This is a genomic window from Streptomyces sp. Pv4-95, from assembly GCF_045782725.1.
Taxonomy (GTDB): Bacteria; Actinomycetota; Actinomycetes; order Streptomycetales; family Streptomycetaceae; genus Streptomyces.
Genome location: NZ_CP127172.1, coordinates 5,074,453 through 5,088,593 on the forward strand (window position 1 = coordinate 5,074,453; position 14,141 = coordinate 5,088,593).

General features: G+C 72.5%; 11 protein-coding genes. 9 read left to right on the forward strand and 2 right to left on the reverse strand.

From position 1 onward, the window contains the following. Window positions 1–30: 30 nt before the first annotated feature. Window positions 31–489 (reverse strand): metallopeptidase family protein, encoded by a 459-nt coding sequence (locus tag QOM21_RS22265; protein WP_407552590.1) that lies wholly within the window; start codon window positions 487–489, stop codon window positions 31–33. Window positions 490–760: 271 nt separating this feature from the next. Here QOM21_RS22265 and QOM21_RS22270 point away from each other — a divergent pair, with 271 nt between their 5' ends. The 7 genes from QOM21_RS22270 to QOM21_RS22300 all read left to right on the forward strand — a co-directional run bounded on the left by QOM21_RS22270 (window position 761) and on the right by QOM21_RS22300 (window position 8,622). Then, window positions 761–1,204 (forward strand): DUF3499 domain-containing protein, encoded by a 444-nt coding sequence (locus tag QOM21_RS22270; protein ID WP_393897811.1) that lies wholly within the window; start codon window positions 761–763, stop codon window positions 1,202–1,204. 195 nt (window positions 1,205–1,399) lie between these two features. After that, a complete protein-coding gene (locus QOM21_RS22275; RefSeq protein ID WP_407555760.1) occupies window positions 1,400–3,016 on the forward strand; it encodes an L-lactate permease in 1,617 nt (538 codons plus the stop codon). Window positions 3,017–3,164: 148 nt separating this feature from the next. Then, window positions 3,165–4,523 carry a phosphomannomutase/phosphoglucomutase gene (locus QOM21_RS22280; protein WP_407552592.1) on the forward strand — a complete coding sequence of 453 codons (1,359 nt, stop codon included), beginning with the start codon at window positions 3,165–3,167 and terminating at the stop codon, window positions 4,521–4,523. Between the two features lie 239 nt (window positions 4,524–4,762). Next, complete coding sequence (locus QOM21_RS22285) at window positions 4,763–4,945, forward strand: Trm112 family protein (RefSeq protein ID WP_393897814.1); 183 nt, start codon at window positions 4,763–4,765, stop codon at window positions 4,943–4,945. Between the two features lie 76 nt (window positions 4,946–5,021). Further along, window positions 5,022–6,158, forward strand: coding sequence for an SIS domain-containing protein (locus tag QOM21_RS22290; protein WP_407552594.1), 1,137 nt, complete (start codon window positions 5,022–5,024; stop codon window positions 6,156–6,158). A gap of 105 nt (window positions 6,159–6,263) precedes the next feature. Next, the gene (gene manA, locus QOM21_RS22295; protein WP_407552596.1) at window positions 6,264–7,484 is read left to right on the forward strand and encodes a mannose-6-phosphate isomerase, class I; all 1,221 of its coding nucleotides are present in this window, start codon (window positions 6,264–6,266) and stop codon (window positions 7,482–7,484) included. Window positions 7,485–7,662: 178 nt separating this feature from the next. Continuing rightward, window positions 7,663–8,622 carry a cation diffusion facilitator family transporter gene (locus QOM21_RS22300; RefSeq protein ID WP_407552598.1) on the forward strand — a complete coding sequence of 320 codons (960 nt, stop codon included), beginning with the start codon at window positions 7,663–7,665 and terminating at the stop codon, window positions 8,620–8,622. 116 nt (window positions 8,623–8,738) lie between these two features. Here the strand turns inward: QOM21_RS22300 and QOM21_RS22305 are convergent, their stop codons facing one another. Then, window positions 8,739–10,883 (reverse strand): fructose-specific PTS transporter subunit EIIC, encoded by a 2,145-nt coding sequence (locus QOM21_RS22305; RefSeq protein WP_407555761.1) that lies wholly within the window; start codon window positions 10,881–10,883, stop codon window positions 8,739–8,741. A 477-nt stretch (window positions 10,884–11,360) separates the two neighbouring features. On the opposite strand from QOM21_RS22305, the gene ahcY reads away from it, so the two are divergent. Both ahcY and QOM21_RS22315 read left to right on the forward strand, forming a co-directional pair. Then, window positions 11,361–12,818, forward strand: coding sequence for an adenosylhomocysteinase (ahcY, locus tag QOM21_RS22310; RefSeq protein ID WP_407552600.1), 1,458 nt, complete (start codon window positions 11,361–11,363; stop codon window positions 12,816–12,818). A gap of 96 nt (window positions 12,819–12,914) precedes the next feature. Further along, window positions 12,915–13,529 carry a hypothetical protein gene (locus QOM21_RS22315; RefSeq protein WP_407552602.1) on the forward strand — a complete coding sequence of 205 codons (615 nt, stop codon included), beginning with the start codon at window positions 12,915–12,917 and terminating at the stop codon, window positions 13,527–13,529. The last annotated feature ends 612 nt before the right edge of the window (window positions 13,530–14,141 follow it).

Below are 14,141 nucleotides of genomic sequence, written 5' to 3' on the forward strand. Positions count from 1 at the left end.
GGGGGCTCGCGGCGGGCGCGCGGTCCGGGGTCAGTCCTGGCCGTAGCGCGGGTCCACCGACTCCGGAGCGAGGCCGAGGAGCTCGGCGACCTGTTCGACCACGACCTCGTGCACCAGGAGCGCGCGCTCGTCGCGGTTCTTGGTGCGGATCTCCACCGGCCTGCGGTAGATCACGATCCGGTCCCGGTGCGGGCCCGCGGCCGGCAGCGACCGGCCCAGCGGCACCGTCTCCTCGTCCGCGCCCGTGTCGGGACCTTCGTCGGGGCCGAACCCGGGCACGTCCAGCACCAGGAAGTCGACGTCCGACAGCTGCGGCCAGCGTCGCTCCAGCCGGTCCCGGGAGTCGTAGACAAGATCGATGAAGGCGTCGGCGCGGGTCACCGACAGGGGCACCTGCGGAGGTGCGATCGGTCCGCGCATGCCGCGGCCGTGGCGGTCGCGGCGGCGCTGGCGCGGCTCCGACGGGCGGGGCGGTACGGGCGTGTCCATCAGCATCGAGCGTAGCCGTCGCGGGACCGCGGGCACCGTCGTGCGCGACAACGCGCGCCATGTCGCCGTGTGACCGGTCCGGTCGCGGTTGTGTTTGTTTGCATCCCCGCATCAGATCGCAGATCGCCCGCGGAATGACATGAATTGCATCGAATCATGGCGGGATTCCTCGTCCCGGACCGCCCGTCACCGCCCACCCGGCGCGGGTCCGGTCGAGCGGGTGCAGGTCAGACGCATCGGACGAAGCGGGACGACACGGTTGGGTGAGCCGGTGGAGAGTCGTCGCGGCCCGCTCAAGAGTGCGGTACCGTCCAACGTCGTGAGCCCTGTACGTCGCTGTTCGCGCACCGCGTGCGGCCGCCCCGCCGTCGCAACGCTGACGTACGTCTACGCGGACTCGACCGCCGTGCTCGGCCCGCTCGCCACGTACGCCGAACCGCACTGCTACGACCTGTGCGCCGAGCACTCCGAGCGGCTGACCGCCCCCCGCGGCTGGGAAGTCGTCCGCCTCGCCCTCGACTCGGGACCGGCCCGCCCCAGCGGCGACGATCTCGAAGCCCTCGCCAACGCCGTCCGTGAGGCGGCCAGGCCGCAGGAGCGCGCCGCCGGCGGCACCGGCGGGCCGCAGACGACGGGCCCCGGCGGACGGAACTCCCAGCCCATGGAGGTGGCCCGGCGCGGCCATCTGCGGGTGCTGCGCTCGCCCGACTCCTGATCCTCCCGGCCCCACCCCACGTCCCGGGTGGCCGGCGACGCTTCGCAAGCGGTTGCCGACGGAGCATTGACGCCGAGTTGTCGCGGACACGACCATTCCCCCACTCCCGCATGATCCGCTCGCGGTCGCGGCCCGTCGACGGGCGCCCTTCGTGACCGGGAGCGGCAAGGGGAGCCACCCATGCCGGGAGGTCTCGTGTTCGTCCAACAGCTGGAGCCCATCGCCGACTCGCTCGCCCTGTCCGCCCTCGTCGCCGCAACTCCGCTGGTCACCGTGCTCGTCCTGCTGGGCGCCGTACGGCTGCGTGCCCACTACGCCGGCCTGACGGGTCTCGCCGTCGCCCTCGCCGTGGCCTGGTGGGGATACGGCATGCCGACCGGCCAGGCGCTCGCCGGCGCCGCCCAGGGCGCCGTCTTCGGGCTCTTCCCCATCCTGTGGATCGTCGTCAACGCCCTGTGGGTGTACCGGATGACAGTCCGCACCCACCACTTCGACGTGCTGCGCCGCTCCTTCTCCCGGCTCTCCGCCGATCCCCGCATCCAGGCCCTGGTGATCGCCTTCTGCTTCGGCGCGCTCCTGGAGGCGCTGGCCGGCTTCGGGGCGCCGGTCGCCATCAGCGCGGTGATGCTGGTCGCGCTGGGCTTCGACCCGGTCAAGGCCGCGGTCGTCGCGCTGGTGGCCAACACCGCACCGGTCGCCTTCGGCGCCATGGGCACCCCTGTCGTCACCCTCGCGCAGGTCACCGGCCTGCCCCTGGACGCGGTCGCCTCCGTGGTGGGCCGCCAGACACCGCTGCTTGCCCTCGTCGTGCCGCTGCTGCTGGTCTTCCTGGTCGACGGGCGGCGGGGCCTGCGCGAGACCTGGGCCCCCGCCCTCGCCTGCGGGGCCGCCTTCGCGGTCGTCCAGTTCGCCGCGGCCAACTTCGTCTCGGCGCAGCTCGCCGACATCGGGGCGGCACTGGCCGGGGCCGCCGCGCTGGTCGCGGTCCCCGGCGCGCGCCGGCCGGCCGCCGAGCCGGTACGGGCCGCGGTCCTCACCGGCGTCCGCAGCGACGACCTGGACACGGACGACGAGCGCCGCGAGATCGTCCGCGCCTACGCCCCCTACGCGATGATCGTCGTCGTCTTCTCGCTCGCCCAGGTCCCCCCGGTCAAGGAGCTCCTGGCGCGGGCGACATGGACCTTCGACTGGCCGGTGCTGAACGTCGCGGGCCCCGACGGCACACCCGTCGGCGGCAACGTCTTCTCGCTCCCGCTGCTGGCCACCGGCGGCACCCTCGTGCTGCTGGCCGGCCTGCTCACCGCCCCCCTCCTCGGCGTACGCGCCGGTGCGGCCGTCCGGGAATGGGCCGCCACGGTCCGGGAGTTGCGCTACGCCATCCTCACCGTCACCTCGGTGCTGGCACTCGCGTACGTCATGAACCTTTCCGGACAGGCCGCCACCATCGGCCACTTCGTCGCCGCGGCCGGCGCCGGGCTGGCCTTCCTCTCGCCGGTCCTCGGCTGGTTCGGCGTCGCCGTCACCGGCTCCGACACCTCGGCCAACGCCCTCTTCGGTGCCCTCCAGGTCACCGCCGCCCAGCAGTCCGGGCTCGCCCCGGAACTCCTTGCCGCGGCCAACAGCTCCGGGGGAGTGCTGGGAAAGATGATCTCCCCGCAGAATCTGACGATCGCCTGCGCGGCGGTCGGCCTCGCGGGACGCGAAGGCGATCTGCTGCGCAAGGTGCTGCCGTGGAGCCTGGGCCTGCTGCTGGTGATGTGCCTGATCGTGGTCGGGCAGAGCACCGCGGTCCTGGGGTGGATGCTCCCGTAGCCCGGCCGCCGCGCAGGCGCGCCCGGGGCATCGGGTGCGCCTGCGACCGCCCGCCGCGTGCCACGGCGTACACAGGCCGGATTCAGGGCTCGCGCACAGGCGGTGCGGGTAGGTTTGGGGCTCCGTAGAGACCTCAGGAGGGCTGGCTGTGGCTGATCTGTCGCGGATCGTGAAGGCGTACGACGTGCGCGGTGTGGTCCCCGATCAGTGGGACGAGACGCTGTCGGAGCTGTTCGGCGCGGCGTTTGCGGAGGTCACCGGCGCCGACGCGATCGTGACCGGGCACGACATGCGCCCCTCCTCACCCGGCCTCTCCGGCGCCTTCGCCCGCGGCGCCGCGGCCCGCGGGGTGGACGTCACCGAGATCGGCCTGTGCTCGACCGACGAGCTGTACTTCGCCAGCGGGGCCCTGGGGCTGCCGGGCGCGATGTTCACCGCCTCGCACAATCCGGCCCGGTACAACGGCATCAAGATGTGCCGGGCGGGCGCCGCGCCGGTCGGCCAGGACACCGGTCTCGCCGAGATCCGCGCGCTGGTCGAGCGGTGGACGCGGGACGGCGCCCCGGAGCCGGCCGCGAAGAGCGGCACGGTCGTACAGCGGGACGTGCTGGCCGACTACGCCACCCATCTGCGGTCGCTGGTGGACCTCTCGGGCATCCGCCCGCTGAAGGTCGTCGTGGACGCCGGCAACGGCATGGGCGGCCACACCGTCCCCACCGTCTTCGAGGGCCTGCCGCTCGAACTGGACGCCCTCTTCTTCGAGTTGGACGGCTCCTTCCCCAACCACGAGGCCAACCCGCTCGACCCGAAGAACATCGTCGACCTCCAGGCGCGGGTGCGCGAGGTGGGCGCCGACCTCGGCCTGGCCTTCGACGGGGACGCCGACCGCTGCTTCGTGGTGGACGAGAAGGGCGACCCGGTCCCGCCCTCCGCGATCACCGCCCTGGTAGCCGCCCGCGAGCTCGCCAAGCACCCCGGCGGCACGGTCATCCACAACCTGATCACCTCCTGGTCGGTGCCCGAGGTCGTCAAGGAGCAGGGCGGCGAGGCGGTCCGCACCCGGGTGGGGCACTCCTTCATCAAGGAGGAGATGGCCAAGACCGGCGCGATCTTCGGTGGCGAGCACTCCGCGCACTACTACTTCCGGGACTTCTGGAACGCCGACACCGGCATGCTCGCCGCCCTGCACGTCCTCGCGGCCCTCGGCGGCCAGCCGGGCACCCTGTCGGAACTGGTCGCGCAGTACGACCGGTACGCCGCCTCCGGCGAGATCAACAGCACCGTCGACGACCAGTCCGGCCGGCTCGCCGCGATCAAGGCCGGGTACGCCGGCCGCGAGGGCGTGACCCTCGACGAGCTGGACGGTCTGACGGTCACCGCCGCCGACTGGTGGTTCAACCTGCGCGCCTCCAACACCGAGCCGCTGCTGCGGCTGAACGTCGAGGCCCGGGACGCCGCCACCGTGGACCGGGTCCGTGACGAGGTGCTGGCGATCGTCCGCGCCTGAGCGTGCCGGCCGGGCCCGAACCTGACGGCGGGCGGCGGACGCCGCACGAGCGGGCGCGGTGCACAGCAGGCGGGACCGGAGCGGAACACACCGCTCCGGTCCGCTCGCCGTCCGGCGCCGCGGCCCGCGCCACGCCGCCCCGCCCCACCGGTCACCTGTAAACCACCGCCGAGCAGGCCCCCGCCCCCGGTCCGGCGGTAGGCTGGCTGGGCCGCAACCACCCCGAAGGAGCAGCCGCCATGCCGGTCGAAGCCAGCCTGATCGAGATCCTCGCCTGCCCGGCGTGCCACGCCCCGCTGAAGGACCGGACCGCGGCCGACCCCAGCGAGCTGACCTGCACTTCCGCCGACTGCGGCCTCGCCTACCCCGTCCGGGACGGCATCCCCGTGCTGCTCGTCGACGAGGCCCGCCGCCCCGCCTGACCGGGCGCCGCCGGGCCCGCCCCGGCACCGCCCGGCGTTCCCCCGCCCGTACCGGCGATCGGAGGCCGCGCACACCATGCTCGACGAGTCACTCCTCGACACTCCGGAGGCGCTGGCCGCCGCCGACCGCTACGGACTGCTGCGCGGGGTCGCCGAATCCGGCGCCCGGGTCCGCACCGCCGCCCGCAGCGCCGCCGAAGCCGGCATCCCGGAACTGACACCCGACGGACGGCCCCGCGCCCTCCTCGTCGCGGGACCCGGCCCCGCCGCCTCCTGCGTCGCCGACCTCCTGGAGGCGCTCGGCGGCGGCAGCTGCCCGGTCACCCTCATCCGGCCCACCGGCGTCGCCCCGCGGCCCGGCGCCCTGCGCTGGACCCTGCCCGGCTGGACCGGACCGCTCGACCTCCTGCTGCTCGCCGGACCCGACGGCTCCGACCCGGGCCTGGCCGAGCTGGTCGAGCAGGCGTACCGCCGCGGCTGCGCCGTCGTCGCCGTCACCCCGACCGGCGGCCCGCTGGCCGACGCCGTCGTCCAGGCCCGCGGTCTCGTCGTACCGCTGGCCACCACGCCGTACGACGCCGAGTTCGACGTCGAGGGCGCGCCGCCGGCCGCCCCCGGCACCCTGTGGTCCGTGCTGATCCCGCTGCTGGCGCTCGCCGACCGGATCGGGCTGCTCCACGCGCCGCCCGACGACCTGAACAAGCTCGCCGACCGCCTCGACCAGCTCTCCGAGCGCTGCGGCCCGGCCATCGCCACGTACACCAACCCCGCCAAGACGCTGGCCGCCGAACTCGCCGACGCCCTGCCGCTGATCTGGACGGAAGGCAGCGTCGCCGGGGCCGTCGGCCGGCACTTCGCCACCGTGCTCACCGGACTGGCCGGCCGCCCCGCGCTGGCCGCCGACCTCCCCGAGGCGCTCAGCACCCACCGCCCCCTGCTGGCGGGCGCCCTCGCCGCCGGCGCCGACCCGGACGACTTCTTCCGCGACCGCGTCGAGCAGCCCGCGGCCCTGCACGCCAGGGTCCTGCTGCTGCGCGAGCGGGAGCCGGGGCCGCTGTCCGCCACGCGCGCCGCCATGGAACTCGCCGACCAGTGCGACACCGCCGTCAGCGCCCTCCAACCGGAAGGCGGCGACGATCTGGAGACCGCCACGGAGCTGCTCGCCATCACGGATTTCGCCGCCGTTTACCTCGCGCTCGCCGACACCGAGTGATCATGAAGAGGCCGGTCCCCGGCACGGCCGGGGCGCGGTGCCGAACCCGCCCCGCCCGCGGCAGGACCACCCGATAGCACACGTACGACACCAGGAAGCAGCCCCATGGACCGCCTCGCCAACACCGTGCGCCCCTATGCCTGGGGATCGACCACCGCCCTCCCCGAGCTGCTCGGCGTCGAGCCGACCGGCGAACCGCAGGCCGAGATGTGGATGGGCGCCCACCCCGGCGCGCCGTCCCGCATCGACCGGGGCGCGGGCCCCGTCCCGCTGGCCGAGGCGATCGACGCCGACCCCGAGGCCGAACTGGGCGCCGACGCCGTCCGCGCCTTCGGCCCCCGGCTGCCCTTCCTCCTCAAACTGCTCGCGGCCGGCTCGCCGCTCTCCCTCCAGGTCCACCCCGACCTCGGCCAGGCCAAGGAGGGCTTCGCCGACGAGCAGCGCCGCGGCGTCCCGATCGACGCCGCGCACCGCAATTACAAGGACGCCAACCACAAGCCCGAGCTGATCTGCGCGCTGACCCCGTTCGAGGGCCTCTGCGGCTTCCGCCACCCCGCGCAGGCCGCCGACCTGCTGGAGGGCCTGGGCGTCGACACCCTCAAGCCGTACGTCGACATCCTGCGCGCCAGCCCCGAGGAGAGCGCCCTGCGCGAGGTCCTCACCGCCCTGCTGACCGCCGAGCACGACGCGATGGCCGAGACCGTCGAGCGGGCCGCCGTGGAAGCCGAGCGGCTGGGCGCCGGGGACGGCCCGCACGCCGCCGACTACGCCGCCTACGCCGCCACCGCGCACCACTACCCGGGCGACCCCGGCGTGATCGCCGCCATGCTCCTCAACCACGTCCGGCTGCAGCCGGGCGAGGCGCTCTTCCTCGGCGCCGGCCTCCCGCACGCCTACCTCAGCGGCCTCGGCGTCGAGCTGATGGCCAACTCCGACAACGTGCTGCGCTGCGGCCTCACCCCCAAGCACGTCGACGTCCCCGAACTGCTGCGGGTGGTCCGCTTCGAGGCCGGCGACGCGGGCGTACTGCGCCCCGAGGCGGTCAACGGTGAGGAGATCTACGAAACCCCCATCGACGAGTTCCGGCTCTCCCGCTTCGTCGTCGCGCCCGGCGCCGCGCCCCACCCGCTGGACGCCCGTACGCCGCAGATCCTGCTCTGCACCCAGGGCACGATCCGGCTGGTGACCCGCGTGGGCTCGGCAGCCGGCAACGGCGGCTCCGACGAGCTGACCCTCTCGCCCGGCGAGTCCGCGTTCGTCCGGGCCGGCGAGTACATCTCGCTCTCGGGCGAGGGCACGCTCTTCCGCGCCACCGTCGTCGCCTAGCCGGACACCGCACCGCCCGGAACCGGCCGATTTCCGCGCCACGGCGGTGCGCGGGCCGACGGCCGGAAGGTGGCCTCGTGGCGTCGGCCGTCGGCCGGGCTGCAACAATGACCGCCGCACAGCATTAAAGGGGCGGTAAAGCGGAGAGCCCCGTCGACGGAAGGGACATGCGGCACTCATGAGCGCATCAGGCGGGACAAAGGCGATCGTCGCGGCCCTGGCCGCCAACCTGGCCATCGCCGTAGCGAAGTTCGTGGCCTTCGCCTTCAGCGGCTCGTCCTCGATGCTGGCCGAAGGCGTGCACTCCATCGCGGACTCCGGAAACCAGGGCCTGCTGCTGCTCGGCGGCAAGAAGGCCAAGCGCGCGGCGACCGCGGAGCACCCCTTCGGCTACGGCCGCGAGCGGTACATCTACGGCTTCCTGGTCTCCATCGTGCTGTTCACCATCGGCGGCGTCTTCGCGCTCTACGAGGGCTACGAGAAGATCCACGACCCGCACGAGCTGGACAACTGGTTCTGGCCGGTCGGCGTCCTGGTCTTCGCGATCATCGCCGAGAGCTTCTCCTTCCGTACGGCCATCAAGGAGTCCAACGAGCTGCGCGGCAAGCAGACCTGGTCGCAGTTCGTCCGCCGCGCCAAGGCACCCGAGCTGCCGGTCGTGCTGCTGGAGGACTTCGGCGCGCTGGTCGGCCTGGTGCTCGCGCTGGGCGGTGTCGGACTGACGCTGGCCACCGGTGACGGCATCTGGGACGGCATCGGCACCATGTGCATCGGTGTGCTGCTCGTGCTGATCGCCCTGGTCCTGGCCGCCGAGACCAAGTCGCTGCTGCTGGGCGAGGCCGCGGGTCCCGAGCAGATCACCCAGATCCGTGCCGCGGTCGTCGACGGCGAGGTCGTCACCCGCGTCATCCACATGCGCACCCTGCACCTCGGCCCCGAGGAACTGCTGGTCGCCGCCAAGATCGCGGTGCAGCACGACGGTACGGCCACCCAGATCGCGGACGCGATCAACGCGGCCGAGGCCCGGATCCGCGAGGCGGTGCCGATCGCCCGCGTCATCTACCTGGAGCCCGACATCTACCGCGAGGAAGCGGCCGCCGTGGGCGCCGACCCGGAGAAGACCCCCGGCGGGCACTGAGCCGCCCCGCTCCCTCGCCGGACACCGGCCGCACGAAGGGCCCCCGCACCGATCCGGTGCGGGGGCCCTTCGTCTGCCGTGCCGCCGGCTCCCTCGCGGGGGCCGGCGGCGTCCGGTCACTCGATCTCGCCGAGTACGCCCAGGATCGCGGCCGTGTCCGGCGCGCTCTGCAGCCGGGCCCGGAAGTCCGGGTCCATCAGCTTCCGCGACAGCAGCGCCAGGATCCGCAGGTGCTCGTCACCGGCAGCCGCCTCCGGCACCGAGATCATGAAGACCAGCTTGGCCCGCGTGCCGTCGAGGGAGTCCCAGTCGATGCCCGCCGCGGACCGTGCGAAGCCGACGACGGGCGCGGTCACCGCGTCGGTCTTGGCGTGCGGGATGGCGATCTCCTCGCCGAGCCCGGTGGTGCCCTGCGCCTCGCGGGCCAGCGCCACCCGGACCAGCTCCTCGACGTCCGCGACCTTGCCGGTCCCGGCCGCCAGCTCGGCCATCTCCCGGATGGCCGCCTCCTTCTCATCGGAGACGAGCCGGGTCTTCACGGTCCGCTCGGTGAGATAACCGGAGAGAACTTCGGGGGCCGTCGCGGTGGCGGTATCGGGTTTGGCCTCGGCGCCGGCGTCAGGGGTGGCGGTGGCGGGGCTGTCCCCGTCGGCTGCGGTGTCCGCCACGGCGGTGGCAGCAGCCGTCACCGTGGCCGTGGCCGTGGCCGTGGGCGTACGGCCCGCATCGCCCGGAGCGGCCGAGTCGGCCACGCGTCCGCCGGCACCGGCGCCCGGCCCCGCCGCGGCACCCGCGCCACCCGCGCCGACCCCGGCGAGCGCCGGCTCGGCGAGCGGCGTCAGCGCCGCCGTACCGGACTTCCTGCGCTCCGAGAGGTCCACCAGCGTCACCGTGGAGAGGGCCGTGACCACCGAACCGATGACGACCGCGAGGAAGAACGTCGGCCAGCCGCCCACCGCGCCCAGCACGGCCACGATCGGGCCGCCGTGCGGCACCGCGTCCGTCACCCCGCCCATGCCCGCGACGGCACCGGCCACCGCGCCACCGAGCATGTTCGCCGGGATGACCTGGGCAGGCCTTGCCGCGGCGAACGGGATCGCGCCCTCGGAGATCCCGAAGAGCCCCATGAACAGCGCCGCCATGCCCGTCTCGCGCTCCTGCTCGGAGTACAGCCGCCGACGCAGCACAGTGGCCAGACCCTGACCGAGCGGCATCACCGGGATCGCGGCGGCGCACATGCCCATCACCGTCTGGTTGCCGGAGGCGATCAGCCCGGCGCCGAAGAGGAACGCGGTCTTGTTGACCGGGCCGCCCATGTCGAACGCGATCATCAGGCCGAGGATCGCGCCGAGCAGGATCGCGCTGGACCCGGTCATCCCGCCGAGCAGGTCCGTCAGATGCGTGAACACCCAGGAGATCGGCTTGCCGATGACATAGATGAAGAACAGGCCGAGCACCGTCGTCGCCACGATCGGGATCACGATGATCGGCATGATCGGCTGGACGAACTTCGGGACCTTGACCTTCTTGATCCACAGCACCAGATAGCCGGCCAGGAAGCCCGTGACGATGGCGCCGATGAAGCCCGCGCCCGCCTTGGAGTCGTACAGCGAGCCGGTGTTGGCGATCCAGCCGCCGATCATGCCGGGCACCAGCGCGGGCCGGTCCCCGATCGCATAGGCGATATAGCCGGACAGGATCGGCACCATGAGCTGGAAGCCGATGGTGCCGACGTCGTTGACGTGCTTCCAGAACGTCCCGTCGGGGATGACCAGGCCGCCCTCGGGATTGGTGTGGCCGCCGAGAGCCAGCGATATCGCGATCAGCAGACCGCCGACCACGACGAACGGGATCATGTAGCTGACCCCGTTCATCAGCGCCTTGTACGCGACGCTCCGCTCCTTGCCGCCACCGGAGCCACCCGCGGACGTCCCCGCGCTGCCCGCGTCGGCCGCGCCCCCGTCGCCGCCCTGGACCGGCGCGCTCCGCACCCGCTCGATCAGCTGCTCCGGGTGCCGGATGCCCTCGGCGACCCCGACCGCCAGGACCCGCTTGCCGGCGAAGCGCGTGCGGTCGACGTCCTTGTCCGCGGCGATGATGATCCCGTCCGCGTCCTTGACATCGTTGTCAGACAGTAGGTTCTCAGCCCCGATCGACCCTTGGGTCTCCACTTTGATCTCGTGGCCCAGGGAGGCGGCGGCCTGCGTGAGCTTCTCCGCGGCCATGTACGTGTGGGCGATGCCGGTCGGGCATGCGGTCACGGCGAGCAGCTTCAGCCCCTGCCCGCTCTTCCCCGCGCCCTCGGGGGCATCAGCTGGACTCGTGGTCACGTGGTTCTCCTAACGAACGGACGCGCGAGGTCGTGCAGGTGCTCTCGCGCTCCAGGCATCCTGCAACACGGAGGAGCCGGTGCAAAGTGTCGAAGGCCACCTCGGCCCGAGCGCCGGAACACCCCAGCGCACAGCCGTGGGCCCGCCCCGCACCGTCTCCCCGCACGCACGAACTGCCGATGCGGACTGCGGCCGCTGGGCCGATCGGTGTAGATTCGTGACCAGTGCCAGACGTCGCTGCTGATGGCGGTCGGGCGGCCCGCACCGCGGACCGGCCGAGGGAGAGAGGGCCTGGACGGACTGCGCTGCGGCCAGGGGAGAGGTGCGTCCGCTTCCGCGTACGCTGCTGCCCGCGCCGCAGACTGCCCAGCCCGCAATGTCCACCTCGACCCTCGAGGAGCAGCCCGCATGACGACAGCAGCCAACGGCCAGGACTTCAAGGTCGCCGATCTTTCTCTTGCGGCTTTCGGCCGCAAGGAGATCACTCTTGCCGAGCATGAGATGCCCGGTCTGATGTCGATCCGTAAGGAGTACGCCGCGGCGCAGCCGCTGGCCGGTGCCCGGGTGACCGGTTCGCTGCACATGACCGTGCAGACGGCCGTGTTGATCGAGACCCTGGTCGCCCTGGGTGCGGAGGTCCGTTGGGCCTCGTGCAACATCTTCTCCACGCAGGATCACGCCGCCGCGGCGATCGCGGTGGGTCCCGAGGGCACGCCGGAGGCGCCGCGGGGTGTGCCGGTCTTCGCCTGGAAGGGCGAGAGCCTGGAGGAGTACTGGTGGTGCACCGAGCAGGCCCTGACGTGGCCGAACTCGCCCACCGGCGGTCCGAACATGATTCTTGACGACGGCGGCGACGCCACGCTGCTGGTGCACAAGGGTGTGGAGTACGAGAAGGCCGGCAAGGTTCCGGCGGTGGAGACCGCGGAGAGCGAGGAGCATCGCGCGATCCTGGAGCTGCTGCACCGCACGCTGGGTGAGGCTCCGCAGAAGTGGACCCGTCTGGCTTCGGAGATCCGCGGTGTGACGGAGGAGACCACGACCGGTGTGCACCGTCTGTATGAGATGCACCGCGATGGTGAGCTGCTCTTCCCGGCGATCAATGTGAACGACGCCGTGACGAAGTCGAAGTTCGACAACAAGTACGGCTGCCGCCACTCGCTGATCGACGGCATCAACCGTGCGACCGATGTGCTGATCGGTGGCAAGACCGCGGTGGTCTGCGGCTACGGCGATGTCGGCAAGGGCTGTGCGGAGTCGCTGCGCGGCCAGGGTGCGCGGGTGATCATCACCGAGATCGACCCGATCTGTGCGCTGCAGGCGGCGATGGACGGCTACCAGGTCACCACCCTGGAAGAGGTCGTCGAGAGTGCTGACATCTTCGTGACGACCACGGGTAACAAGGACATCATCCTTGCCGAGCACATGGCGCGGATGAAGCACCAGGCCATCGTCGGCAACATCGGTCACTTCGACAACGAGATCGACATGGCCGGCTTCGCCAAGATCGACGGCATCGTCAAGGACGAGGTCAAGCCTCAGGTCCACACCTGGACCCACCCGGACGGCAAGGTGTTGATCGTGCTGTCCGAGGGCCGTCTGCTCAATCTGGGCAACGCCACCGGTCACCCGTCGTTCGTGATGTCCAACTCCTTCGCGGACCAGACGCTGGCCCAGATCGAGCTGTTCACCAAGCCGGAGGAATACCCCACCGACGTCTACGTGCTCCCCAAGCACCTCGACGAGAAGGTCGCCCGCCTCCACCTCGACGCCCTCGGCGTCAAGCTCACCGAGCTGCGCCCGGAGCAGGCCGCCTACATCGGCGTCCAGGTCGAGGGCCCCTACAAGTCCGACCACTACCGCTACTGATCACCACCAGCAGCCGGTGCACCACCCAGGCCCTCGTCGCTCGCGGCGGGGGCCTGGCCCGTGAGGGCGCCGCACCGGCCCGCCCGAAGGACCTCCATGCCCCGCGGCCACTACTCCCTGCACGACCCGCACGACCACACCCCCCTCGGCGAAGAACACTTCCACTGCGCCACCGGCCCCTCCGGCTGGCGCTATGTCTCGCAGATCGTCACCCCCTCCGGCGATCACGCCGGCTCCGTCGACCTCACCCTCGACGACCTCGGCCGCCCCATCCGCCTGGAACTCCACGCCTCCGCCTGGCAGGTACGAGGCGCCGCCCTGGAGGGCGTGACCTGGGTACGTACCGACCCGACCGGCGAACACGCCACCGAAGGCAACGTCGCCGCCCACGCCTTCACCGGCGCGTCCCCCGCGTTCCTCATCGCCACCGCACGTCTGCTGCGCCCCGCCCCCGGCGCCGGAGCCGTCCGCACCCGTCTCGTGGCCTTCACACCCCCCGTGCTCGCCCCCCGCACCCTCGACCAGTCCTGGGCCTTGCTGAAAAGCACACCACACGCCACTGACAACGCCCCCCTGATCGCCGACGAATACCAGGTCAACGACCTGGAGACCGGCGAACAGCACGCCGTCCACATCGCCGGCGACGTCGTCCTCGCAGCCCCCGGCATCGAACTCGAATCCCTCGAAACCCCACCGTCGACGTTCACCTGACGGCTCTGACGGCTCTGACGGTCTGAGGGCTCGGACGACCCGGCCACCCCGGCCCGGGCCGGCAGACCGGCCTAGTCGCTCCCGGCACAAGCGCCATCCGGCCACGGGCACGGGGCCCGGCTCTGGTGGGGACCGGACACTGCGCCCATCACGAGGCGATCACCCGGCAACCAACTGGCAGTCGCCACCTCACCCACCCGCGACCGAACGCCCTACGCGGCCGCGTCATGTCCGGCGGACCAACAGCCACGCTGCCCGGCCGCCCCTCACTCAACGGCCGCGATCCACCCCTCCACCGGCAACGCCTCCCCTCCGGCGCAGCCTCCCGGAGGGGACAGCTCTCCCCGGCCGCAGCCCGCAGTCCGCAACCCGCTGCCCCTCAGCCCCCACCCGGCCCGCCGCCGTACCTGGGCGCACGCAACAGCACCCTCCGCCACTGGCCGCTCGGCATCGCATGGCCGGCCCCAGCCCCACCAACCACCGCCTGGCCTCACCCCCGGCCCCATCGCCCCCGCGACGCCATCTCCGGGAGCGCCATGGGCGAGATCGGGCCCGACGAGCATCGCGCCCGGTGCGCACGTGCAGCCCACCTCACCCCCCGGCTCACCCCAC

Coding starts and splice junctions, on each gene's coding strand:
- QOM21_RS22265 (WP_407552590.1), bottom strand. CDS start 489: ATGGACACGCCCGTACCGCCCCGCCCGTCGGAGCCGCGCCAGCGCCGC.
- QOM21_RS22285 (WP_393897814.1), top strand. CDS start 4,763: ATGCCGGTCGAAGCCAGCCTGATCGAGATCCTCGCCTGCCCGGCGTGC.
- QOM21_RS22290 (WP_407552594.1), top strand. CDS start 5,022: ATGCTCGACGAGTCACTCCTCGACACTCCGGAGGCGCTGGCCGCCGCC.
- manA (WP_407552596.1), top strand. CDS start 6,264: ATGGACCGCCTCGCCAACACCGTGCGCCCCTATGCCTGGGGATCGACC.
- QOM21_RS22300 (WP_407552598.1), top strand. CDS start 7,663: ATGAGCGCATCAGGCGGGACAAAGGCGATCGTCGCGGCCCTGGCCGCC.
- ahcY (WP_407552600.1), top strand. CDS start 11,361: ATGACGACAGCAGCCAACGGCCAGGACTTCAAGGTCGCCGATCTTTCT.
- QOM21_RS22315 (WP_407552602.1), top strand. CDS start 12,915: ATGCCCCGCGGCCACTACTCCCTGCACGACCCGCACGACCACACCCCC.